The organism is Saccharopolyspora rosea (assembly GCF_025643595.1).
In the GTDB taxonomy this organism is placed as follows: Bacteria; Actinomycetota; Actinomycetes; order Mycobacteriales; family Pseudonocardiaceae; genus Saccharopolyspora; species Saccharopolyspora rosea.
Genome location: NZ_CP102826.1, coordinates 2,616,359 through 2,636,592, shown reverse-complemented (window position 1 = coordinate 2,636,592; position 20,234 = coordinate 2,616,359). Strand labels below are relative to the sequence as shown.

The window sequence follows — 20,234 nt, the reverse complement described above, 5'->3', positions numbered from 1 at the left end:
CGCAACAGGAGGAGCCGATGTTCCCGGTCTGCCGCGCCGACGAGCTTCCCCCCGGCGAGTCCACCCGGTTCGTTGCCGATGTCCCGATCGCCGTGTTCAACGCCGACGGTGAGTTCTACGCGGTGGACGACACGTGCACCCACCAGGACGCCTCGCTGTCCGACGGGTTCGTCGAGGGCTGCTACGTGGAGTGCCCGCTGCACGCCGCGTTCTTCGACCTCCGCACGGGCATGCCCACCTGCCTGCCCGCCAAACGGCCGGTGCGCACCCACCCGGTGACCGTCGACAACGGCATCGTCTACGTGCACGCGACTCCCCGGCACGAAGCGGAGCAGGAAGTCGCGTTGGGTCAGGAGGGCGTCGCATGAGGACGGTCACCGTCGTCGGGACCTCGCTGGCCGGGTTCTCCGCGGCCCGGCAGCTGCGCGCGCAGGGCTTCGACGGGCGCCTGGTGCTCGTCGGAGCCGAATCCCACCAGCCCTACGACCGGCCGCCGCTGTCCAAGGGGTTCCTGCTCGGCAAGGTGGAGCGGGAGGAACTCGCCCTCGCCGAGCAGGAGGACTTCGACGAGCTGGCCGCCGAATGGGTGCTCGGCGACCCGGCGGCGCGGCTGCACCCCGGGACCGGCTGCGTCGAACTGCGCTCCGGCTCGCGGATCGACACCGACGGGGTCGTCATCGCCACCGGCGCCACCCCCAGGACGCTGCCCGGGGCGGAGGGCGTCGCGGGGGTGCACACCCTGCGCACCCTGGACGACGCGGAGGCGCTGCGCGAGGAGCTGACCACCGGGGATCCCCGCGTGGTGGTCGTGGGAGCCGGGTTCATCGGCGCCGAGATCGCCTCCTCCTGCGTGGACCTCGGCCTGGACGTGACCGTGGTGGAGGCGGCGGAGCTGCCGGTGCCCGGACTGGGACCGACCGTCTCCCGGGCCTGCGCCGACCTGCACCGCGGCAACGGCGTGCGGCTGCGCTTCGGCGTGGGCGTCGACGGGATCCGCACCGACGGCCACCGGGTCGTCGGTGTCCGGCTCGGCACCGGCGAGGACGTCCCCGCCGACGTCGTGGTCGTCGGGATCGGCGTGCGCCCGAACACCGACTGGCTGGCGGATTCCGGAGTGGACCTGCGCGACGGCGTGGTCTGCGACGCCGGAGGGGTCACCGCGCTGTCCAACGTGGTGGCCGCCGGGGACGTCGCGCGCGTGCACCAGCCGGCCGCCGACCGCTGGGTGCGCACCGAGCACTGGACGACGGCGTCGAACCAGCCGCGCGCGGCGGTCCGCAACCTGCTGGCCGGTGCCACCGTCGAGCACCACGCGGACGTGCCGTACTTCTGGTCCGACCAGTACGGCGTGCGCATCCAGTTCGCCGGTACCGCCCGCCCCGACGACGAGCTGCACGTCGTCGACGGCTCGGTGGCCGAGCGCTGCTTCCTGGCCCGTTACGAGCGCGACGGCCAGGTGGTCGGCGTGGTCGCGTTCAACCAGCCGCGCGGGTTCGGCCGGGCCCGCCGCCAGCTGTCCGGCCCCCGGCCGGCCTGACCGCACCCGCCGCGGCGCCGGGTGACACGGCGGGCGCTCCGGGGTATTCCGGGCGTGGCGCCGGTTCCGGCGCCGCGAGCCTGCGGAGGTCGCCGTGGTCCTGGGAGCGGTTGTCGGTCGGGTCGCCGGTGTGGTCGGCACCGGGTTGGCCGGTGCGGTCGCTTATGACGGCATCAAGCGGTTCGTCCGCAGCGGTGGCGCGCGGCGGGGAGCGGTCGCGGTGACCGCCTGGGGACTGCGCGGGATCCGCGCGGCCGAGACCGGCACCGAGCAGGCCCGGTTGACCCTGGCGGACGTCGTCAGCGAGGCCCGCGAACGGATCGGTGAGCAGACGCCGCCGCCCGGCACCACCGAGCACGGCCACGAGCACTGACCGCCATGACCGAGCTGCGCGTCCTCTCCGACGCCGCCGGGCGGGTCCGGTTCGCGGCGCCGTGGCTGGTCGGTGACGTCGACCGCGCCGTGCTGGTGGAGGACGCCCTGGACTGGGTGCACGGCGTGCGGCAGGCGCACGCCTACCCGCGGACCGGTTCGATCGTGGTGTGGTTCGACCCCGCGGTCTGCCACCGCGGCGCGGTGCTCGACGCGATCGACCGGGCCGCGCGCGCCGCAGCCGAACCGGCCACCCGGGCCCCGCGGTCGGCCGAGGTCCGCGCCGCCGACCTGCTGCGGATGGTCGCCGGTGCGGTCGCGCTGCTCCTGCTCGGCGGTCGGCGCCACGTGCTCGGCAGGCCCCGGCTGCTCGGCCCGGCGGGGCGCGCGGTCGCGACCGCGGCGACGATCTTCACCGGGTACCCGTTCCTGCGCGGCGCGGTGTCCGCGCTGTTCGGCCGCCGTCCCGGCGGCACCGACGCGCTCGTGTCGGTCGCCACGATCGCGAGCCTGGTGCTGCGGGAGAACGTGGTCGCGCTGACCGTGCTGTGGCTGCTCAACATCGGCGAGTACCTGCAGGACCTGACGCTGCGCCGCAGCCGCCGGGCGATCTCCGAACTGCTGTCCGGCACCGAGACCCGCACGTGGTGCCGACTCGGTGACGGCACGGAGGTCCAGGTCGACATCGACGACGTCGGTCCCGGCGACGAGGTCGTCGTCCACGACCACGTCGTGCTGCCCGTCGACGGGACCGTGGTGGCCGGGGAGGCGGTCGTGGACCAGTCCGCGATCACCGGCGAGACGCTGCCGGTGGCCGTTGCCGAGGGCCGCTGGCTGCACGCGGGTTCGGTGGTGCTGCGCGGACGCGTGGTGGTGCGCGCGGAGGCGGTGGGCCGCGACACCGCGATCGGCCGCATCCTGCGCCGCGTCGAGCAGGCGCAGAGCGACCGCGCACCCATCCAGACCGTCGGCGAGGCGTTCTCCCGGCGCTTCGTGCCCGCCTCGTTCGCGCTGTCCGCGCTGACTCTGGTCCTCACCCGCGACCTGCGCCGGGCGATGACCATGCTGCTGGTGGCCTGCCCGTGCGCGGTGGGCCTGGCGACCCCGACCGCGATCTCCGCGGCGATCGGCAACGGCGCCCGGCGCGGGATCCTCATCAAGGGCGGCTCGCACCTGGAGGCCGCCGGTCTCGTCGACACGGTCGTGGTGGACAAGACCGGCACGCTCACCGACGGACGGCCGGTGGTGACCAACGTCGTGTCCTTCGACGACGCCTGGACGCCCGAGCAGGTGCTCGCCCACGCCGCCAGCTCCGAGATCCACTCCCGGCACCCGTTGGCGCAGGCGGTGATCCGGTCCACCGAGCAGCGGCACATCGCGATCCCGCCGCACGAGGAGTGCGAGGCGCTGCTCGGCCAGGGCATGCGGGTGCACAGCGACGGGCGCACCCTGCTGCTCGGTTCGCGGGAGTTCCTGCGCCGGCAGCGGGTCCGGATCTCCCGGCAGGCCCACGCGTGGGTGCGTCGCCTGCACCGAGCGGCCGAAACTCCGGTGCTGCTCGCGGTGGACGGGCAGCTCGTCGGCCTGATCAGCCTGTCCGACACGCTGCGGGCCGACGCCCGAGCCGTGCTCGACCCGCTGCGCGCGGACGGCACCCGCGTCGTCATGCTCACCGGGGACCACCCCGACGTGGCCGCGGTCATCGCAGACGAGCTCGGCATCTGCGACTGGCGCGCCCAGGTCCTGCCCGAGGACAAGCAGGACGTGGTGCGCGAGCTGCAACGCGAGGGCCACCGGGTCGCGATGCTCGGCGACGGCACCAACGACGCGCCCGCGCTGGCTCTCGCCGACATCGGCATCGCCATGGGCGTCGGCGGCACCGACGTCGCCGTGGAGACCGCCGACGTGGCGCTGGCCGCCAACGACCTGCTCCGCGTCCTCGACCTGCGGGACCTGGGCCGCCACGCGATCGGACTGATCCGGCAGAACTACGCGCTGTCGATCACGGTCAACGCCGCCGGGCTCGCCCTGTCCGCCGCCGGAGCGCTCTCCCCCGTGCTGGCCGCGGTGCTGCACAACGCGTCCTCGCTGGCGGTCGTGGCCAACAGCTCCCGGCTGATCCGCTACCGGCTCGCGCGACCGGACCGGGCGGGCCACGACGTCCGCACCGCGTCAGGGTCCCGGCCGGGCGCGTAGCGATTCCGTCAAGAACCGGCTCGGCGCGACCGCGACGGCTTTCACTTCCCGGAGCCGCGGCAGCCGCACCTCACCCCCACCGAATGGCGGCTGCTGGAGGTCCTGCTGCACAACCCGGGCAAGCTGATCACCCAGCGGCAACTGCTCACCGAGGTCTGGGGGCCGGGCTACCTCGGCGAAACCCACTACCTCCGGCAGTACATGGCCCAGCTGCGCCGCAAGCTGGAAGCCACGCCCGAACGCCCGCGCCACCTGCTCACCGAACCCGGCATGGGTTACCGCTTCCAGCCCTGAAACGCGTTGCCCCGTCGCGAAAACCGGCGTCCGCGGTCCATCCGGGCGAAACATGTCACCGTTCGAGTTGATAAGCTCGCGCCCGGTGACACCTACGACGACGAACGGATGTGGGATGACCGAGTCGGCCGGCCCCTGGAAGCGGTTCGAGACCGAGCACGACGTGCCGCCCGACGTCAACACCGACGAGGTGTCCATCGCCCGGCTCTACGACTTCTGCCTGGGCGGCAAGGACAACTACGCGGTGGACCGCGCGGCGGTGCACGCCATGACCGAAGTGGTCCCGGAGATGCCGCTGCTGGCGGTGGCGAACCGCTACTTCATCCGGCAGGCCGTGCGCTACCTCGTGGCGGAGGCCGGGATCCGGCAGATCGTCGACATCGGTTCCGGCCTGCCGACGGCGGGCAACGTGCACGAGATCGCCCAGGCCATCGACCCCGGTGTCCGCGTGGTCTACGTCGACAACGACCCCATCGTGCTCGCCCACGGGCGGGCGCTGCTGGCCACCGACGCGAGCACCACGGTGATCAAGGCAGACCTGCGCGAACCGGACGTGATCTTCGACCACCCGGAGACCCGGCGGCTCATCGACGCCGACGAACCGTTCGCCGTGCTGCTGGGCGGAATCCTCATGCACCTGGAGGACGAGGAGGACCCCGAGGGGATCGCGGCCGCGATCCGCGAGCGGATCCCCTCCGGCGGCTACCTGCTCGTGTCGAACACGTGCGACACCGGTGAATCCCGGGCCCGCGAACTGAACCGCGTGTTCGCCGAGTCGGGCCTGGGCTCCCGCTGCTTCCGCACGTGGGACGAGCAGATCCGCTACTTCGACGGTCTGGAGCTGGTCGCCCCCGGTCTCGTGCCGAACAGCGAATGGCGTCCGGGTCCGGACCTGCCCGACCCCGACAACTCCACGCACGCGATGCACATCGGCGGCGTCGGCAGGAAACCCTGACGCACCACTGTGGACACTCGGCCGCGGGGTCCGCGGCGGTACGCGCACCGCGGCGCCCGCGGCCGACGCGGTTCCCGCCGACGGGCGCGCCCCGCACCCGCTGCCCGCCTCGTCTCCCCCGCGGCGCTGTTCGTGACTCGACCACGGCGCGGTGCGGGGCCCATCCCTCCCCCACTCCTGGCGCCCGCTGGACACCAATTAGTGGAAATGGTTATCGTTTCCATCGAGTTCCACCCGCCATCCGAGGGGACCCGATGGACGACGACCGCCGCAGCACCGAGCAGGAGACCCGCGCCGCTTTCACCGCAATCCTGTGCGCCGACTGCGCGAACAGCGACGACCTCCCCGTCCTCGACGTACTGCGCAACACCGTCCGGAGTTGTCCGCACGGCGTCCTCGTCCGCTCGCGCTGCCAGCTCGGCCAGCTGTGGTGCCACCTCAGGAAGACCGCCGGCGCAGGACGCGGAGCCGTGGTCCTGGTGCAACCCTGCGACACCGACCGCAAACCGCTCGGCGCAGTGCTGCTCGTCGGCCCGATCCGCACCGCCGACGACCTCGCAGCGGTCGCCCAGTGGCTGGCGACGACGCCGAACACCACCGACGGGCTCCCCGCGCACCTGTGCGGCGCCCTGCCGAACCCGCAGCACGCCAGCCGGAACTGAGCTGAGAGCCTGTCTCCGAACTCGTTTTGGGTGGCGGTGCCGGTAGCGGAACCTCAGCGGCCGTCTCGACTGCGGAAGCCCCTCCTGATGTATGCCCAATACACGGCGTCGGGGCTGTCCTCGCGAGACGACCGCTGAGAACCCGCGGCGGTGCCAGCTGCGAGACCACTCACCGAAAGAGAAAGCGGCTCACGCCGCTTACCACGCGGGTTCCGGGAGCAGGTTCGAAGACAGGCTCTGAGCCCCGGAAGCCGCCCACACCCGAGGCCGCGGCTGGTCCGGCGGGGGTCGTTCAGCGCACCGCGTCGGCGATCGCGCGTCCGCAGGTCTCCGTGGTGGCGGTGCCGCCCAGGTCCGGGGTGCGCACGGCGGGGTCGGCGAGGACCTCCTCGACGGCGCGGAGCACCGCGGCGGCCGCGTCCCGCTCGCCGAGGTGGTCGAGCAGCATGGAGGCCGCCCAGATCTGGCCGACCGGGTTGGCGATCCCCTTGCCCGCGATGTCCGGCGCCGAGCCGTGCACCGGCTCGAACAGAGACGGGAAGCGGCGTTCGGGGTTGATGTTGGCCGAGGGCGCGATGCCGATGGTGCCGGACAGCGCGGGCCCGAGGTCGGAGAGGATGTCGCCGAACAGGTTCGAGGCGACCACGACGTCGAAGTGGTCCGGGCGCAGCACGAACTGCGCGGCGAGGTTGTCGATGTGGAACTTGTCGAAGGCCACGTCCGGGTGCTCGGCGGCCATCGCGGCGGCGCGTTCATCCCAGTACGGCATGGTGATCGAGATGCCGTTGGACTTGGTGGCCGAGGTGACGTGCGGGGTCCCGCGCCGGGTGGCGAGTTCGAAGGCGTAGCGCAGGATCCGGTCGACGCCGACGCGCGTCATGACCGTTTCCTGGGTGACGATCTCCCGCTCGGTCCCGCTGAACATCCGGCCGCCGACCTGGGAGTACTCGCCTTCGGTGTTCTCCCGGACGATGACGAAGTCGATGTCGCGCGCGGTCTTCAGCGGCGCGTCGACCCCGGGCATCAGCTTCACCGGCCGCAGGCTGACGTACTGGTCGAACTCGCGCCGGAACTGCACGAGCGAACCCCACAGCGACACGTGGTCCGGGACGGTCTGCGGCCAGCCGACGGCGCCGAAGAACAGCGCGTCGTGCGCGCCGATCTGCTCCTTCCAGTCCTCGGGCAGCATGCGGCCGTGCGCCAGGTAGTAGTCGCAGCTGGCGAACTCGAACCGGTCGAACCGCAGGGTGAACCCGTAGCGCTCGGCAGCCGCGCGCAGCACGATCTCGCCCTGCGGCAGCACTTCCACGCCGATGCCGTCGCCGGGGATCGAGGCGATGCGGTAGGTGGGTTCGTTCATCGGGCGGCTCCCCTGCTGGTCCGGCACCACGCGGTGCGCAGGCATGATCGCCGCGCAGCGGACCACCCGTCAAGACGCGCCGGGCCGCGCCCTGGAGTCCACATTGGTCACCGGATCCGAGGACCGCAACCCCGGTCGGCGACCACGTGCACCATCAGCTGCCGGGCCATGTCGCCGCGTTCCACCCGCACCTGGGGCGGCAGGTCGGGCAGGCACCCGTTGAGGCCGTCGAGCGTGCGCACCAGCGACGGCGAGCTGAGCGACTCCTCGACGACGATCTCCCGGAACCGTCGTTTTCCTGCACTGAAACGCGCTGTCGGGAGCGGTGCCGCATCCCCGCACCGCTCCCGACGGGCACTCAGCCGAAGTCGAGCACCAGGCGTCCCCGGACACCGCCCGCTTCCAGCAGGCGGTGCGCTTCGGCCGCCCGCTCGGCCGGGACGACGCGCGCGACCCGCAGGCTGAGCACGCCCGATTCGGCCTGGCGCGCCAACCCGTCCAGGGCGGCCGTGTCGGTGGCGGCCTCCCGCACCCACACCGGGCGCACCCGGATGCCGCGCTCGGCGGGACCGTCCCACCCGCGCACCGTCGCGATCGCGCCCCCGTCGGCGACCGCGGGGACGACGCGCTCGTGCAGCAGCGCACCGTCCGCGAGACCGGCAACGCCGTCGGGCACCAGCTCGCGGATGCGCGTGGCGACGTCGTCGCCGCGCCGCACCACCTCGTCGGCGCCGAGGCCGCGGACCAGTTCCTCGTCGTCGGGTTTGGCGTCGGCGATGACGTGCAGCCCGTCGGCCTTCGCCAGCTGGACCACGTATCCGCCGAAAGCCCCCGCCGCCCCGGTCACGGCCACCACGTCCCCGGGGAACAGCGCGAGCGAGTCGAGGGCCAGGCGGGCCGTCATCGCGTTCATCAGCAGCGTCGCCGCGGCGGGGAAGTCCGCACCGGCCGGAGCGGGCACCACCGACGCGGCGGGCACCACGATCCGCTCGGCGTAGGCACCGTGCGCCCCGCTCGGCACCACCAGCGCGACCACCCGCTGCCCGACCGCGAGCCGGTCGCCGACGCCGGGGCCGACCTGGTCGACCACGCCCGCCGCGTCCATCCCCGGCACGTACGGCGGTCCCCCGGTGAGCTGCCGGCCGCCCGACCGGATCAGCGTGTCGGTCGGGTTGACCGCCGCCGCGTGCACCCGGATGCGGACTTGTCCGGGACCGGCGTCGCGCTCCGGGAGGTCCAGCACCTCCAGCGCGTCGGGCCCGCCGAACTCGGTTACTCCCACAGCCTTCATACCCGCGCGCAACCGCGCCCGGCACCGGTCCTATTCCCGTCCCGGATTCCGGGAAACCGCCGACTACCCGAGGCGCACCGGCAGCGTGGCCGCGGAATTGGAGAACAACGACGGGACCGGCGCGAGGTCCGCCGGGTCGCAGGCGAGTTCGAGCTGCGGATAGCGGTCGAAGAGGGCGTGCAGCGCGGTCGTCGCTTCGAGCCGCGCGAGGTGGGCTCCCAGGCAGAAGTGCGGGCCCCCGCCGAAGGCGAGGTGCCGGGTGGGTTCGCGGGTGACGTCGAAGGCCGTCGCGTCGGCTCCGTGCTGGGCCACGTCCCGGCCGACCCCGCTGTAGGGCGCCAGGATCGCCTCGCCGCGCGGGATCGTGACGCCACCCAGCGTGATGTCGGTCAGCGGGTACCGCGCCGGGAAGTTGCCGATCGGGGCGTCCCACCGCAACACCTCCTCGACCACGGCCGCCCAGTCGTGGTCGCCGTCGAGGACGGCCTTGCGCTGCTCGGGGTGGGTGAGCAGCGCGCGCACCCCGTTGGTGATGAGGCTCAACGTCGTCTCGTGGCCCGCGGTGAGCAGCAACCAGAGGGTGTCCACCAACTCCTCGTCGGTGAGCCGCTCGGGTTCGGAGTCGTTGATGGCGATCAGGGCGCTGGTGAGGTCCTCCCCGGGTTCGCGGCGGCGCAGCTCCACCAGGTTCGCCAGCAGTTCGTGGCGCTCCCGCTGGGTCCGGACGACCTCTTCGGACGTGGTGTTGGTGCGGAAGATGCTGTCCACCAGGGTGCGCAGGTGCGCCCGCCACGGCTCGGGGACGCCGACGAGCTCGCAGATGACCGCCATCGGGATGGGATAGGCGTAGTGCTGGCGGAGGTCGACCGCGCCGTCCGGCCCGGCCTGGTCGCCGAGCCCGTCGAGCAGTTCCGAGACGATCGCGGTGATCCGCGGCCGCAGCTCCTCGACGCGGCCGCGGGTGAAGGTGCGCGTCAGCGGGCGGCGCAGCCGCTGGTGGTTCGCGCCGTCGCTGGTGACCATGTTGGTCACCTTGATCATCCCGATCAGCGGCCATTCGTCGGTGACCTCGCCGCGCTGGATGGCAGTCCAGTTGCGCCAGTCCTTGCTCACCGCCGGATGCGCCACGAGCTCGGCCACCAGCTCGTGCGTGGTGACCGCCCAGGCCGTGACCTCGCCGGGCAGCACGACGCGGACCACGGGGCCCAGCTGCCGCATCCGCTCGGCTTCGCCGTGGTGGTCGGCGGCTTCGGGGTCAAGGCGAACGACCGGCGTGGTGGTGTCCACATCGGACATGATCGGGCCTCCTAGGACCGGTGGGGTGTGAAGCGGACGGGAAGACTCGCCGGGCAGCGGGTCCACGGCGACGGCGTCAACCCGATCTCGCTTTCGTCGACGGCAAGGGCCACATCCTGGAGTTCGTTCAACGCCGTGTCGACCGCGATCCGGGTGATCACGCGGGCCTGCCGGGACGCCGGACAGGTGTGCGGGCCGACGCTCCAGGCCAGGTGGGACCGGTTCCCGGACTCGTGCCACCCGGATTCGGGACGGATGCGGGGGTCGTTGTTCGCCGCTCCGAATCCCAGGATCAGCGCGTCGCCCTGCTGGATGGGTCGACCCGCGATCTCGCAGTCGGCCAGCGCGTAGCGGGCGGGCATGTTCGCCATCGGCGGGTCCCGCCACAGCACTTCGTCGAGTGCGTCGTCGATGCCCAGCCGCCCGCCGCGCAGGTCGCCCGCGAACCGCCGGTCGGTGAGCATCAACCGCAGCGCCTGCGCGATCCACGAGGTGGTCGTCTCGTACCCCGCCGAGATCATCAGCACGATCGACTGCACGATCTCGAAATCGTTGGTCAGGTTGGGGTGTTCGAGGAACGCGGTGGTCAGGTCGGCCGCGGGCCGCTCGCGGTGGTCCTGCATGGCGCGGGAGAGGATGCGTTCGAAGGCGCGGTTGCCCTCCTGGGAGTCCTCACCGGACCCGAACAGGGCGATGAGGCCGTCGCGGAGTTCGCGGCCCTGGTCGGTGCTGATGCCGAAGAACCCGCACACGCTGAGCATGGGCACCACGGCCGCGTAGTCGCCGACCAGGTCGGCTTCTCCCCGCCCGGCGAACAGCGAGATCTGTTCGGCGCACGCGGCGCGGATCCGGTGCCCGAGGCGTTGCCGGTCGATGCGTTCCAGTCCGTCGTCCAGCGGTGCGCGCAGGCGGCGATGCCGGTCGCCGTCGGAGAAGTAGGCGTTGTCGCGGGGGAACATCATCGGGCCCAGGTTGGAGTCCGGCGGGACGGAGCCCTGGGCGTACAGCCGCCAGTTGTTCGGGTCGCGGGAGAACAGCCGTTCGTCGCGCGCCGCCTGGCAGATCTCGTGGTAGCCCAGGAGCAGCCACGCGGGGATGCCCGGTTCGAGCTCGACGGGAGCGACGTGCCCCCAGCGGTCGCGGAGTCCTTGGTAGGCGGCCTGCGGATCCGAGCAGGTCGTCGTGGCCGTCAGCGGCGTCAGGTCGTGGTGCGCGGCCAACTGGTCGAGGGTGAGCGCTGTCATGGTGTGCTTTCGTCGATGCGGATTTCGGGAGCGGATGTGGCGGGGCGGCGGTCGACGACCGTTCCGAAGTGCGGATCATACGGGTTCGGCTCGATTTTTCCAGGGGCCCGATCCACTCCGAACCGTCCTATCTGGACAGCCCTGGGGCAGAACCGCCGGTGGCGGATGGCCATCGATTCCCGAGTGGGGATCTGATTCGTTCCAGCGGAACCGCGCGTGCCGCGAATTGGTTGAATGCGAACCGACTCGCCGAACTCGTCGACGCCCCCCCGCCCGCACCGGGCCGAACGCGGAGAACCGCCCTACCGGTCGGTTTTGCCCGCCCGGCGGACCAGGGACGACCAGGCGGAAACCGCCCGCGCGCACGACCAGGGAAAACCCTCGAACATCCGCCAAATCCACCCCACATCTGCTACCGATTGCATTCACCGAGGTCATCGTGGTCGGGGTTTTCCCGGCCCGGACTGCGACGAACGGAGGAATCGGCGTACCCGATGTTGCGCACACGCGAGATCGGCGATCGCGGCACCACTGCTCGCCGGACGACACCCGCGCACCGCGTGGTAGCTTCGCCACTCGGAATACCCGCCTCCGGATTGCATTGTGCTGACCGCATGGGAGCCGCATGTTTCGCCCTGGGACACGCCTTCGACGTGCACGGTCGTCCATGCCGATCGCCGGTTCCCCGCGCTGCGTCCGTCGAGGCCGCCCGGCACGTCCCGACCTCCTCCGGCACGCTCCGCCCGGTTCGTCCACTGCGGACAGATCGCGGCGCGTCCCGAGAACGCCCGTGACCTCGGAACGTTGACGGTCCCCGCCACCATTCCCATCCGTCTGGAGCATCATGTCCTCTCCGTGGCCGCAGCAGCGATCAGCTCATCTGATGTGGCTCGGTCCCGCTGTCCTGTTCGCGTTCGCCGTCGTCGTGCTCATCGTCGGCCCGTCCTCGGCGACGTCGCCGTCGGGGTGGGGCTGGTGGGTCGGCGCCGCCGCGGCGCTCGTGGTCGCGATCACGTCCTGCGCGCTGACCACCCGGGCTCACCGCAGAACGGTCGGCGCGCTCCGCGGCCAGGCGGCGGCCGCTGACGAACGCGCCGAGCTGCTCCGGCACCTGGCCGAACAGCAGCTGCCCGCGCTGGCCCAGCACGCACCCGCCCCACCCTGGCCGGAAACCCGCACCGGCGACGACACCACCCGCGCCCTCGCCCACGACTGCGCCGCACAACTGCACCACGCCCACGAACGCCGGCGCGCCTGGGCCGCGGTCGCCGAGGAACGGGCCGAGCTGCTCCGGCACCTGGCCGAGCAACAGCTGCCCGCGCTGGCCCAGCACGCACCCGCCCCACCCTGGCCGGAAACCCGCACCGGCGACGACACCACCCGCGCCCTCGCCCACGACTGCGCCGCACAACTGGAGCAGGTCCGCGACCGGCAGCTCGGCCGCGATGACGTCGTGCACGCGGCGGTCGCCTCGCTCGCGCGCAAGGTCCAGTCCTCGGCGCACCGCATCCAGGACCAGGCCGCGGAGTTGACCCGCCGCTACGAGAACGACCCCGAAGTGCTGGAGATCAGGTTCCAGATCGACCACGCCGCCGCCCAGCAGGCACGCCAGGCGCAGTCGCTCGCGGTGCTGTGCGACGAGCAGCCCGGGCAGCAGTGGCGCCGACCGGTCAGCCTGGAGGACATCGCGCACGCGGCGCGCGGCCGGATCACCGCCTACCAGCGGGTCGAGGTGTCCGGGAACGTGGGCGTGGCCGTGACCCCGCCGAAGGTGGAACCGCTGATCCACCTGATCTCCGAGCTGCTCGCGAACGCGACCCAGTCCTCCGCGCCGATCTTCAAGGTCCTGGTCACCGTGCGGCAGGTGCAGCGCGGCGCGGTGATCGAGATCGACGACTGCGGCAACGGCGTGCAGCCCCAGTTGCTGGCCCACCTGCGCGACATCGCCTCCGGCGACCGCGTGGTCGGCCTGGCCGAGCTCGGCGAAGCCCCGCAGACCGGCCTGGCCGTGGTCGGCCGGTACGTGCGGCACCACGGGTTCCGCGTCGACCTCGCCAACTCCGTCTACGGCGGCCTGCGCGCCATCGTGTTCATCCCGGGCGATTACCTGCAAACGGCGACGGAGCCGCCCGCGGTCGGGAAGCAGGCGCAGCGCTCCCACGCGGCCGAGCCGGTCGAACGGAAGCCGGCCGCACCGGTGACCGAGCAGGCCGGCGAGACCCCGCAGCTGCCGCAGCGGCGCTCCCGCCGCGGCGACGTGGCCCCGCAGCCCGCCGAGAGCAAGCCGCTGATCTGGCCGCCCGAGCGCGGCGAGACCCGCTCCCCCGAGGAAGTCGGCCAGTGGATGGCCAGGTTCTTCGGCGCCTCCGCCAAGGCGCCCGCGACACCGGAAACGACCGATGACGACCGCGAGGAATGACGAATGGACGCTTCGATCACCGACAACAGCTGGATGCTCAGCGAGATCGAGAACACCCGGGGTGTGATGCACGCCGTCGTGCTCAGCTCCGACGGCCTGGTCCGGGTCCAGACGCCGAGCCTGTCGAAGGACATGGCCGACTACGTCGCCGCGCAGTGCACCGGCCTGGTGTCCCTGGGCATCTCCGTGAGCAACCAGTTCGGCACGCAGCCGGGCATCAACCGGGTCGTGGTCGACTTCTCCGGCGGCGTGCTGTTCGTCCAGGAAGCGGGCGAGGGATCCCGCCTGGCCGTCGTCGCCGAGGACTGGGCGGACCCGGGCCTCATCGCCCAGCAGATGCAGGCCCAGGTCAACATGATCGGCGAGCACACCCTGGGAACCCCGGCCCGCCACGGCGATGAGTGACGCCACGCCCTACGACGACCACCCGGTCCGCCCGTACGTGCTGACCAACGGTCGCGTCCACCCGTCGCGGAACGTCCTGCGGCCCGAGACCCTGCTGCGCAACGCCGGACAGCCGACGCCGATGTCCGCCAACCGGCAACAGCGGACCCTGCTGGACCTCTGCCAGGGAGTGCTCTCCCTCGCGGAGGCCGCGGTGTACCTGGGGCAGCCCGTCAGCCTGGTCGCGGTGATCGCGTCGGACCTCGTGGACTCGGGACATCTCGTGATCCACTCCGCGGCTCCCCGCAGCGACGTGCCCCACCGCGCGATTCTGGAGAAGGTGCTCGATGGTCTCTACCAACTCTGACCCGACGTCCCGACACGTCGCGGACACGGTCACGCACTCGGCCAAACTCCTGATCACGGGCGCGTTCGGGGTCGGCAAGACCACGCTCATCAGCTCGGTCAGCGAGATCCCACCGCTGCGCACCGAGGAGCAGATGACCACCGCGAGCGTCGGGATCGATTCCCTGCAGGGACTGCAGAACAAGACCACGACGACCGTCGCCATGGACTTCGGGCGGCGCACGCTCGCCGACGACATCGTGCTCTACCTGTTCGGCACGCCGGGACAGCGCCGGTTCTGGGACCTGTGGTACGGCCTGTCCGAAGGCGCCGTCGGGGTCCTGGTGCTGGTCGACACCCGTCGCCTCGACGACAGCTTCGAGGTGTTCGACCAGTTGGAGCTCAACACGACGATGCCGATGGCCGTCGCGATCAACGAGTTCGACGGCGCCCCGCGCTACGACGTGGCGGACGTGCGGTCCGCATTGGACCTGCTGCCCGAAACCCCGATCGTCACCTGCGACGCCCGGGAACGGTCGTCGTCGGTGCACGCGCTGATCACCCTCGTCAAGCACGCCATGGAAACCACGGCCACCACAGCGCACCGGTGACGCGCTCCGGGACCGGCCCGACGAGTTCACGCGCGTCGGTGACGCGGTCTACCGCGAACGCGGCGAGTCGGAATCCTTCTGGCGGGCAACGGCCGACGACGCGTGCCGAGCCGCGATCGACGAATGGGTCCGATCAGAGCCCAGATCCCGGTATCGAGGCGTGACCGATGAGCATCAGAGCGCGTCGAGTCGGGCCTTGAGCAGGCAGAACTCATTGCCTTCCGGGTCGGCCAGGACATGCCACTGCTCCTGTCCTGTCTGGCCGACGTCTGCCGGGCGGGCACCGAGCGCGAGAAGGCGTTCGAGCTCGGCGTCCTGATCCCGGTCGGTGGCGTTGACGTCGATGTGCAGCCGGGATCTCCCCTTCTCCGGCTCGTCCCTGCGACTGAGGACGATCGTCGGCTGCGGGCCGCCGAACCCTTCGCGCGGCCCGATCTCCACCGCGTCGTCGCCCTCGCGATCGAGCACGACGAAGTCCAGGACCTCGCACCAGAACCGCGCCAGCACCTCGGGGTCCCGGCAACCGAGCACGAGCTCACTGATACGACATGCCATTGGCGAAACCTGCTCTCGCGTGGGGAACCGCGGGGCCACACGCGACCTCATGGCTCCCGGCAGCGAATTCCGCGACCATACCGGCCGAGGCGAGCACGGGCGACATGTTTTCGGTGCACGGCGATTCCGGCTGGGGTCGGCTACTTCAAGTGCACCAGCACCATCCCGTCGTTGCCCGGGGCGGCCTCCACGCGCCGGTACAGCTTCTTGATGTGGGGCTGTTTCAGCATCGCGAGCACGCGGTTCTTGAGCTTGCCGGAGCCCTTGCCCGGAATGACCTCGACGAGCGGCACGTTCTCGCCGGCGGCCCGGAAGATCGCGTTGCGCACCGCGTTGTCGATGTCCCTGTCGCTGCGGAAGATCGGGTGAAGATCCACGGTCAACTTCTCCGGCATCGCGTCCTCCCGGGTGTGGTCGGTGACTCGGTTCCCGCTGGAGCCAAGCACGATGCGCGCGAGAACCCAAGCCCCGCGCGAGGTCGAGGCACGAACGCGCACGCTTCGTGCCTTTCGAGGGCAACCAGCCCCCACGATGCCGCTGCCCACCAAGCAGCCGAGCGCCGCACGCGGTATCGACGTGCTCGCCCCCGCAACGCCCGCCGCCGGAACCGGTCTCGAACCCGCTCGGCGGCGAAACCACTCGCACCGCGACGTGGTGCCCGGCAACCGGGGATGGGATTGCTGCACACTCGCAGTGCGGGACACGGCACAGGCGGTAGTCGCGCTCCGCTGCTCGGCGGCCCGTCGAACGGGAGCGCGAGGGCGACTCCGGGCAAGTCAGGAGGACGGTGCGGCACGCATGGCGAAACCACGTTCGTTCCGACCACCGGTATCGCGGTGGTGCGTGTCGGTCGCCGTCCTGCTCGCCGGGCTGTTGGCGGCGGTGTCGTGCGCCACCACCGCACCGCCCCCGCACCGGGCGGGGACGGAGCACGGCGCACCGCACACCCCCGCGGTCGACGGCCTGCCCGGGATGCCGCCGGTGCTCGACGTGCACGACGTCTACTCGCAGGCCGGCTCGAACATGCTCTCGCCCGCCGTGCTCCAGGACCCCTCGCTGGTGTACGTCCCGCACACCGGATCCGGAGACGTGTGGGTCATCGATCCGAAGTCCTTCCGCGTGATCGCCCGGTATCCGGCGGGCAGGGAGATCCAGCACGTCGTGCCCTCCTGGGACATGCGCACCCTGTACGCCACCGACGACCTGAGCGACCACGTGCTGAGCTTCGACCCGAGAACCGGCAAGCCCGGCGAGCGAATCCCGGTCACCGACCCGTACAACATGTACTTCACCCCGGACGGCCGGTCCGCGATCTCGGTGGCCGAGGACCACGAGGCCCTGTTCTGGTACGACCCGCGCACCTGGCGGCAGCAGGACGTCACGCGGGTGCCCGCCTGCGGCGGCATCGACCACGGCGACTTCAGCGCTGACGGCCGCACTGCCGTGTTCACCTGCGAATTCTCCGGCAGGGTCGCCGTGATCGACGTCGCTGGCCACCGGCTGCTGCGGATGATCGACATGCCCCAGCGGCACACGCACATGGGACCGCAGGACATCAAGTTGGCCCCGGACGGATCGGCGTACTACATCGCCGACTCCGACGCCAACGGGGTCTGGGTGCTCGACGGCGCCGCCACCGCCGTGGTGCGGTTCCTCCCCACCGGCCGGGGCGCCCACGGCCTCTACCTGAACCGCGACGGCCGGCGTCTGTTCGTCACCAACCGCCTCGAAGGCAGCATCAGCGTGCTGGATGCCGCCACCGGCGCCGAGCAGGTGAAGTGGCGCCTGCCCGGCGGCGGCAGCCCGGACATGGGCAACCTCACCGCGGACGGTCGGCAGCTGTGGCTCTCCGGCCGGTACGACAACGCCGTCTACGTGGTGTCCACCGCCGACGGCAAGCTGCTGGCCAGGATCCCGGTGGGCGGCCACCCGCACGGCCTGTGCGTGTGGCCGCAGCCAGGCCGGTTCTCGCTGGGGCACACCGGCATCACCCGTTGACCGGGCCGCACCCGGCGCGGCCCTGACTCCCACGTCGGTGCACTCCGGACTTCCGCACCTCGTGCCGGCTCGACCGCCTCGCGCCGGATGCGCCCGAAATGCCTTGGAATGAACGGGATCGCGCGAGGACCGCCCACTCCACCCCCGGATCCGGCTCGTTATATTGGCGCCATGCTCATGCACCACACCGTCGAAATGGCCAGCCACGTCTACGCCGCGGGCATCCTCAAGACCATCGGCCACGCGATCGGGGCAGTGCTGCTCGGCGTGCTGGTCCTGGGCGCCATCATCGGTTTCTTCATCGGACTCGCCGTCGGACGCGCGACCGCCCGCCGCTGACGCACCACGAGGCGCGCTGGTTCCCGCGCGACCGCAAGGACATCGTCCGCATCGCGCCCGTGGAATAGCGGGAAAACGGGCGAACCCGGCGCTGGACGTCAGACGGCGGGGAAACGTCCGGGCAACCAGAGGTCGCGCACCCGGCCCGTGACGAGGACGGGAGCTCCCGGTGCGCCGTGGGGCGGAAGGGCCAGCAGTTCGGTCAGGACGTCGGCGACCGCGCCGCGTTGTTCCCACAGGCTCAGCGGACTCGCGTGGAAATCCAGGTTCTCCACCGCCACTCGCGCGGCGAGGGCGTCGGTGGCCGAATAGGACAGGAAGACATCCATCGCCCCGTCCGCGACGCGCATGCCCTGGATCGCCAGCACATCGTCCCACGAGGGCAGGTGCAGGAAGCGGAACCCGGCTCGGACCGCTTCCGCCAGCGCCTCCAGGTGCGGCCGCAGCCACGGTTCCGGCCGCGCATCGAACTGGTACACCACCGGATCTCCTGTTCCTGACTAGCCGCGACGGGAACCGCGCTCGCAACGAACCGCCGCGCACGGACGTGACCGACCGGAGCGCGGGAACAGCCGGCCGAACACCGCCGACGCGCGACGCCGGGGACGCGACCGTTCCGCCCCTCGGAGACGGGAACCGGGCGGCGCGGTGCGGGACTGCACGCAGCGCGCGCATTCCCGGCAGCGCGGACCCGGCGGGAAGCCGAGCGGCCCCGGCACCACCCGGTGCCCGCACAGCGATTCCGACAGACCGGAACCGTCGCGGTAGGCGTGCAGGAACGCCTCGTCGGTCACCGCGTGCTCGTGCTCGTCGGCACAGCTGAACGTCCAGGCGAAGAAGAGTCGTTCTGGCATCGGACACCTCCGGCAGAAGGAAGCGGGCAGAGTCGAAGATCACAGCAACGCTTGGGGTCCAAGCATGGACCTCTTTAGCTGGGATCACAAGCCTTACTCTCCGTCCATTGGGGTGAAACCTGCCGTATCCTCTGGCGCACAGCACCGCGCTGCTTCCGAGCTCATGAGACGGAGAGGTCCACAGTTATGCCCGCCACGGTCCGCACAGCCAAGAAGCTGCTGCTCGGGCACGAGATCGCGCACATGATCACCAGCGCTGGGCTCACCCAGGCCGACGCCGCACGCATGATCGAAACAAGCCAGTCCCGAATCGGGAGCCTGATCAACGGCGGGAGCAGCATCAGCCCCGGCGACCTCGTGCTGCTTGCTACCAAGCTCGGCTTCAGCGATGAGGGCTACCACGAAGCCCTGCGCGACCTTCGTCGCGACAACCACAAACGAGGTCACTGGACCACCGGGCACAACCGCGCCTACTCCGAAGAGATCCGCTTGCTGGTCGACTTGGAGAAGCATGCCGACCAGATGCGTGCGGCCGAGGTGGAGGTCGTTCCAGGAGTGCTGCAATGCGAGAGCTACGTTCGCGCTATGCACGCCGACCAGCCGGACGGCCACGGAGTACCTCTCGAAGATAGGATCAAGGCTCGGTTGGCACGCCAGGACATTCTCACTGTGTCGGAGCCTCCCATTCTTCAGTTCGTGCTCTCCGAGTCGTGTATCCGGCGCGTGTGGGGCGACGCCGAGGTCATGCGGGAGCAGATCGACTACCTGATCAAGCTGAGCAACCGTCCCAACGTGCACTTGCAGGTCATGCCGTTCAACCAGCCGCCCGGGCGCAGGTCTCCGATCGGGAACCCCTTCACGCTGATTCGCGTGCCTTCTCCGGGCATGGCTGGGCCGTTGGAGCTGGTGTACGTCGAAGGCGAAGCGGAGTTGCGGTACGTCGACGACAAAAAGGCATTGAAGGCGTACGAGGCGGCATGGGCGCGACTGTCCAATGCCGCGCTACGCTTCGACGAGACGCGAAAGTTCCTCAAACAGGTTCTTCGGGACTTCAAGCAGTGATCGTTGCCGAGGAGAGAAGCAGCAGATGACCAGCATCTCGCCCGCCTTCAGCGAACGTGACTTCCGCAAGGCGAGCGCCAGCAACCCGGATAGGCAGTGCGTCCGCGTGGCCCGCCGGGATGGCTGGGTTGAAGTGCGCGACGACAAGACGGTCTTCGGCGCGCCCGACGACGTCCGGCTCGTGTTCACCGAGGCGCAGTTCGACGACTTCCTCACCGGCGTGCGCTCCGGCCGCGCGACCGGTCGCTGCCTGGAGATGCTCCGGCGTGACGACGGCACGTACGTCTTCCGCAGCACGCTTGACCACAACAGCGCCGAGCTGGTGTTCACCGAAGCCGAGGTCAACGCCTTCCTCGACGGCGTCAACCGGGGCGAGTTCGACCGGTTCCCCGCCCAGGAGCTCGCCGTGGGCGCCTGAGCCGGGGCGGTGACCACGGCCGGCGTTCGCCGGTGCCCCGTG

23 protein-coding genes and 1 pseudogene are annotated in these 20,234 nt (G+C 71.2%); 15 read left to right on the top strand and 9 right to left on the bottom strand.

Annotated elements, in window-relative coordinates; translation table 11 throughout:
• Positions 1–17: 17 nt before the first annotated feature.
• The 7 genes and pseudogenes from NV263_RS12260 to NV263_RS12230 all read left to right on the top strand — a co-directional run bounded on the left by NV263_RS12260 (position 18) and on the right by NV263_RS12230 (position 6,016).
• Complete coding sequence (locus tag NV263_RS12260) at positions 18–368, top strand: bifunctional 3-phenylpropionate/cinnamic acid dioxygenase ferredoxin subunit (RefSeq protein ID WP_263253134.1); 351 nt, start codon at positions 18–20, stop codon at positions 366–368.
• Positions 365–1,537: an NAD(P)/FAD-dependent oxidoreductase gene (locus tag NV263_RS12255; RefSeq protein WP_263253132.1), complete on the top strand. Its 1,173-nt coding sequence runs from the start codon at positions 365–367 to the stop codon at positions 1,535–1,537. The genes NV263_RS12260 and NV263_RS12255 overlap by 4 nt, the downstream gene beginning before the upstream one ends.
• A gap of 94 nt (positions 1,538–1,631) precedes the next feature.
• Positions 1,632–1,910, top strand: coding sequence for a DUF1490 family protein (locus NV263_RS12250; RefSeq protein ID WP_263253130.1), 279 nt, complete (start codon positions 1,632–1,634; stop codon positions 1,908–1,910).
• A gap of 5 nt (positions 1,911–1,915) precedes the next feature.
• Positions 1,916–4,105, top strand: a complete 2,190-nt coding sequence (locus NV263_RS12245) for a heavy metal translocating P-type ATPase (RefSeq protein ID WP_263253128.1) — start codon at positions 1,916–1,918, stop codon at positions 4,103–4,105.
• 66 nt (positions 4,106–4,171) lie between these two features.
• Positions 4,172–4,399: pseudogene (locus NV263_RS12240) on the top strand (winged helix-turn-helix domain-containing protein); the annotation flags it as partial.
• 115 nt (positions 4,400–4,514) lie between these two features.
• On the top strand, positions 4,515–5,354 hold the full coding sequence (locus NV263_RS12235; RefSeq protein WP_263253116.1) for an SAM-dependent methyltransferase: 840 nt from the start codon (positions 4,515–4,517) through the stop codon (positions 5,352–5,354).
• Between the two features lie 254 nt (positions 5,355–5,608).
• Positions 5,609–6,016: a hypothetical protein gene (locus tag NV263_RS12230; protein WP_263253114.1), complete on the top strand. Its 408-nt coding sequence runs from the start codon at positions 5,609–5,611 to the stop codon at positions 6,014–6,016.
• A gap of 292 nt (positions 6,017–6,308) precedes the next feature.
• On the opposite strand, the gene NV263_RS12225 is transcribed toward NV263_RS12230, so the two are convergent.
• The 5 genes from NV263_RS12225 to NV263_RS12205 all read right to left on the bottom strand — a co-directional run bounded on the left by NV263_RS12225 (position 6,309) and on the right by NV263_RS12205 (position 11,207).
• Positions 6,309–7,376, bottom strand: coding sequence for a tartrate dehydrogenase (locus NV263_RS12225; protein WP_263253112.1), 1,068 nt, complete (start codon positions 7,374–7,376; stop codon positions 6,309–6,311).
• Between the two features lie 107 nt (positions 7,377–7,483).
• Positions 7,484–7,618, bottom strand: coding sequence for a hypothetical protein (locus NV263_RS12220; protein WP_380758370.1), 135 nt, complete (start codon positions 7,616–7,618; stop codon positions 7,484–7,486).
• 116 nt (positions 7,619–7,734) lie between these two features.
• The gene (locus tag NV263_RS12215) at positions 7,735–8,667 is read right to left on the bottom strand and encodes a quinone oxidoreductase family protein (protein WP_263253110.1); all 933 of its coding nucleotides are present in this window, start codon (positions 8,665–8,667) and stop codon (positions 7,735–7,737) included.
• A gap of 63 nt (positions 8,668–8,730) precedes the next feature.
• On the bottom strand, positions 8,731–9,963 hold the full coding sequence (locus NV263_RS12210; RefSeq protein ID WP_263253108.1) for a cytochrome P450 family protein: 1,233 nt from the start codon (positions 9,961–9,963) through the stop codon (positions 8,731–8,733).
• 11 nt (positions 9,964–9,974) lie between these two features.
• Positions 9,975–11,207, bottom strand: a complete 1,233-nt coding sequence (locus tag NV263_RS12205; RefSeq protein ID WP_263253107.1) for a cytochrome P450 — start codon at positions 11,205–11,207, stop codon at positions 9,975–9,977.
• Positions 11,208–12,090: 883 nt separating this feature from the next.
• On the opposite strand from NV263_RS12205, the gene NV263_RS12200 reads away from it, so the two are divergent.
• From NV263_RS12200 to NV263_RS12185, 4 genes are read left to right on the top strand one after another with little or no spacing between them, the layout of a single operon-like run.
• A complete protein-coding gene (locus NV263_RS12200; protein WP_263253105.1) occupies positions 12,091–13,626 on the top strand; it encodes an ATP-binding protein in 1,536 nt (511 codons plus the stop codon).
• Between the two features lie 3 nt (positions 13,627–13,629).
• Positions 13,630–14,031 carry a roadblock/LC7 domain-containing protein gene (locus tag NV263_RS12195; protein WP_263253104.1) on the top strand — a complete coding sequence of 134 codons (402 nt, stop codon included), beginning with the start codon at positions 13,630–13,632 and terminating at the stop codon, positions 14,029–14,031.
• On the top strand, positions 14,024–14,377 hold the full coding sequence (locus tag NV263_RS12190; protein ID WP_263253102.1) for a DUF742 domain-containing protein: 354 nt from the start codon (positions 14,024–14,026) through the stop codon (positions 14,375–14,377). Before NV263_RS12195 ends, NV263_RS12190 begins: the two co-directional genes overlap by 8 nt.
• Positions 14,358–14,966: a GTP-binding protein gene (locus tag NV263_RS12185; RefSeq protein WP_263253100.1), complete on the top strand. Its 609-nt coding sequence runs from the start codon at positions 14,358–14,360 to the stop codon at positions 14,964–14,966. The genes NV263_RS12190 and NV263_RS12185 overlap by 20 nt, the downstream gene beginning before the upstream one ends.
• Positions 14,967–15,140: 174 nt before the next feature.
• Here NV263_RS12185 and NV263_RS12180 read toward each other — a convergent pair whose 3' ends face one another.
• Together NV263_RS12180 and NV263_RS12175 are read right to left on the bottom strand one after the other, a co-directional pair.
• Positions 15,141–15,521, bottom strand: coding sequence for a VOC family protein (locus NV263_RS12180; protein ID WP_263253099.1), 381 nt, complete (start codon positions 15,519–15,521; stop codon positions 15,141–15,143).
• Positions 15,522–15,661: 140 nt separating this feature from the next.
• On the bottom strand, positions 15,662–15,916 hold the full coding sequence (locus NV263_RS12175) for a Smr/MutS family protein (protein WP_263253097.1): 255 nt from the start codon (positions 15,914–15,916) through the stop codon (positions 15,662–15,664).
• Between the two features lie 448 nt (positions 15,917–16,364).
• Between NV263_RS12175 and NV263_RS12170 the strand changes: the two genes are divergently transcribed.
• Positions 16,365–17,519 carry a YncE family protein gene (locus NV263_RS12170; protein ID WP_263253095.1) on the top strand — a complete coding sequence of 385 codons (1,155 nt, stop codon included), beginning with the start codon at positions 16,365–16,367 and terminating at the stop codon, positions 17,517–17,519.
• 171 nt (positions 17,520–17,690) lie between these two features.
• Positions 17,691–17,858, top strand: coding sequence for a hypothetical protein (locus NV263_RS12165; RefSeq protein ID WP_263253093.1), 168 nt, complete (start codon positions 17,691–17,693; stop codon positions 17,856–17,858).
• A gap of 98 nt (positions 17,859–17,956) precedes the next feature.
• On the opposite strand, the gene NV263_RS12160 is transcribed toward NV263_RS12165, so the two are convergent.
• On the bottom strand, positions 17,957–18,337 hold the full coding sequence (locus NV263_RS12160; protein WP_263253091.1) for a hypothetical protein: 381 nt from the start codon (positions 18,335–18,337) through the stop codon (positions 17,957–17,959).
• A gap of 21 nt (positions 18,338–18,358) precedes the next feature.
• Positions 18,359–18,712: a hypothetical protein gene (locus NV263_RS12155; protein WP_263253090.1), complete on the bottom strand. Its 354-nt coding sequence runs from the start codon at positions 18,710–18,712 to the stop codon at positions 18,359–18,361.
• Positions 18,713–18,898: 186 nt separating this feature from the next.
• Between NV263_RS12155 and NV263_RS12150 the strand changes: the two genes are divergently transcribed.
• Complete coding sequence (locus NV263_RS12150) at positions 18,899–19,774, top strand: helix-turn-helix domain-containing protein (protein WP_263253089.1); 876 nt, start codon at positions 18,899–18,901, stop codon at positions 19,772–19,774.
• A 25-nt stretch (positions 19,775–19,799) separates the two neighbouring features.
• Positions 19,800–20,192, top strand: a complete 393-nt coding sequence (locus NV263_RS12145) for a DUF397 domain-containing protein (protein ID WP_263253087.1) — start codon at positions 19,800–19,802, stop codon at positions 20,190–20,192.
• Positions 20,193–20,234 lie beyond the last annotated feature (42 nt).

Coding starts and splice junctions, on each gene's coding strand:
- NV263_RS12190 (WP_263253102.1), top strand. CDS start 14,024: ATGAGTGACGCCACGCCCTACGACGACCACCCGGTCCGCCCGTACGTG.
- NV263_RS12225 (WP_263253112.1), bottom strand. CDS start 7,376: ATGAACGAACCCACCTACCGCATCGCCTCGATCCCCGGCGACGGCATC.
- NV263_RS12215 (WP_263253110.1), bottom strand. CDS start 8,667: ATGAAGGCTGTGGGAGTAACCGAGTTCGGCGGGCCCGACGCGCTGGAG.
- NV263_RS12210 (WP_263253108.1), bottom strand. CDS start 9,963: ATGTCCGATGTGGACACCACCACGCCGGTCGTTCGCCTTGACCCCGAA.
- NV263_RS12245 (WP_263253128.1), top strand. CDS start 1,916: ATGACCGAGCTGCGCGTCCTCTCCGACGCCGCCGGGCGGGTCCGGTTC.
- NV263_RS12150 (WP_263253089.1), top strand. CDS start 18,899: ATGCCCGCCACGGTCCGCACAGCCAAGAAGCTGCTGCTCGGGCACGAG.
- NV263_RS12205 (WP_263253107.1), bottom strand. CDS start 11,207: ATGACAGCGCTCACCCTCGACCAGTTGGCCGCGCACCACGACCTGACG.
- NV263_RS12165 (WP_263253093.1), top strand. CDS start 17,691: ATGCTCATGCACCACACCGTCGAAATGGCCAGCCACGTCTACGCCGCG.
- NV263_RS12155 (WP_263253090.1), bottom strand. CDS start 18,712: ATGCCAGAACGACTCTTCTTCGCCTGGACGTTCAGCTGTGCCGACGAG.
- NV263_RS12175 (WP_263253097.1), bottom strand. CDS start 15,916: ATGCCGGAGAAGTTGACCGTGGATCTTCACCCGATCTTCCGCAGCGAC.
- NV263_RS12195 (WP_263253104.1), top strand. CDS start 13,630: ATGGACGCTTCGATCACCGACAACAGCTGGATGCTCAGCGAGATCGAG.
- NV263_RS12180 (WP_263253099.1), bottom strand. CDS start 15,521: ATGGCATGTCGTATCAGTGAGCTCGTGCTCGGTTGCCGGGACCCCGAG.
- NV263_RS12255 (WP_263253132.1), top strand. CDS start 365: ATGAGGACGGTCACCGTCGTCGGGACCTCGCTGGCCGGGTTCTCCGCG.
- NV263_RS12145 (WP_263253087.1), top strand. CDS start 19,800: ATGACCAGCATCTCGCCCGCCTTCAGCGAACGTGACTTCCGCAAGGCG.
- NV263_RS12230 (WP_263253114.1), top strand. CDS start 5,609: ATGGACGACGACCGCCGCAGCACCGAGCAGGAGACCCGCGCCGCTTTC.
- NV263_RS12185 (WP_263253100.1), top strand. CDS start 14,358: ATGGTCTCTACCAACTCTGACCCGACGTCCCGACACGTCGCGGACACG.
- NV263_RS12260 (WP_263253134.1), top strand. CDS start 18: ATGTTCCCGGTCTGCCGCGCCGACGAGCTTCCCCCCGGCGAGTCCACC.
- NV263_RS12235 (WP_263253116.1), top strand. CDS start 4,515: ATGACCGAGTCGGCCGGCCCCTGGAAGCGGTTCGAGACCGAGCACGAC.
- NV263_RS12200 (WP_263253105.1), top strand. CDS start 12,091: ATGTGGCTCGGTCCCGCTGTCCTGTTCGCGTTCGCCGTCGTCGTGCTC.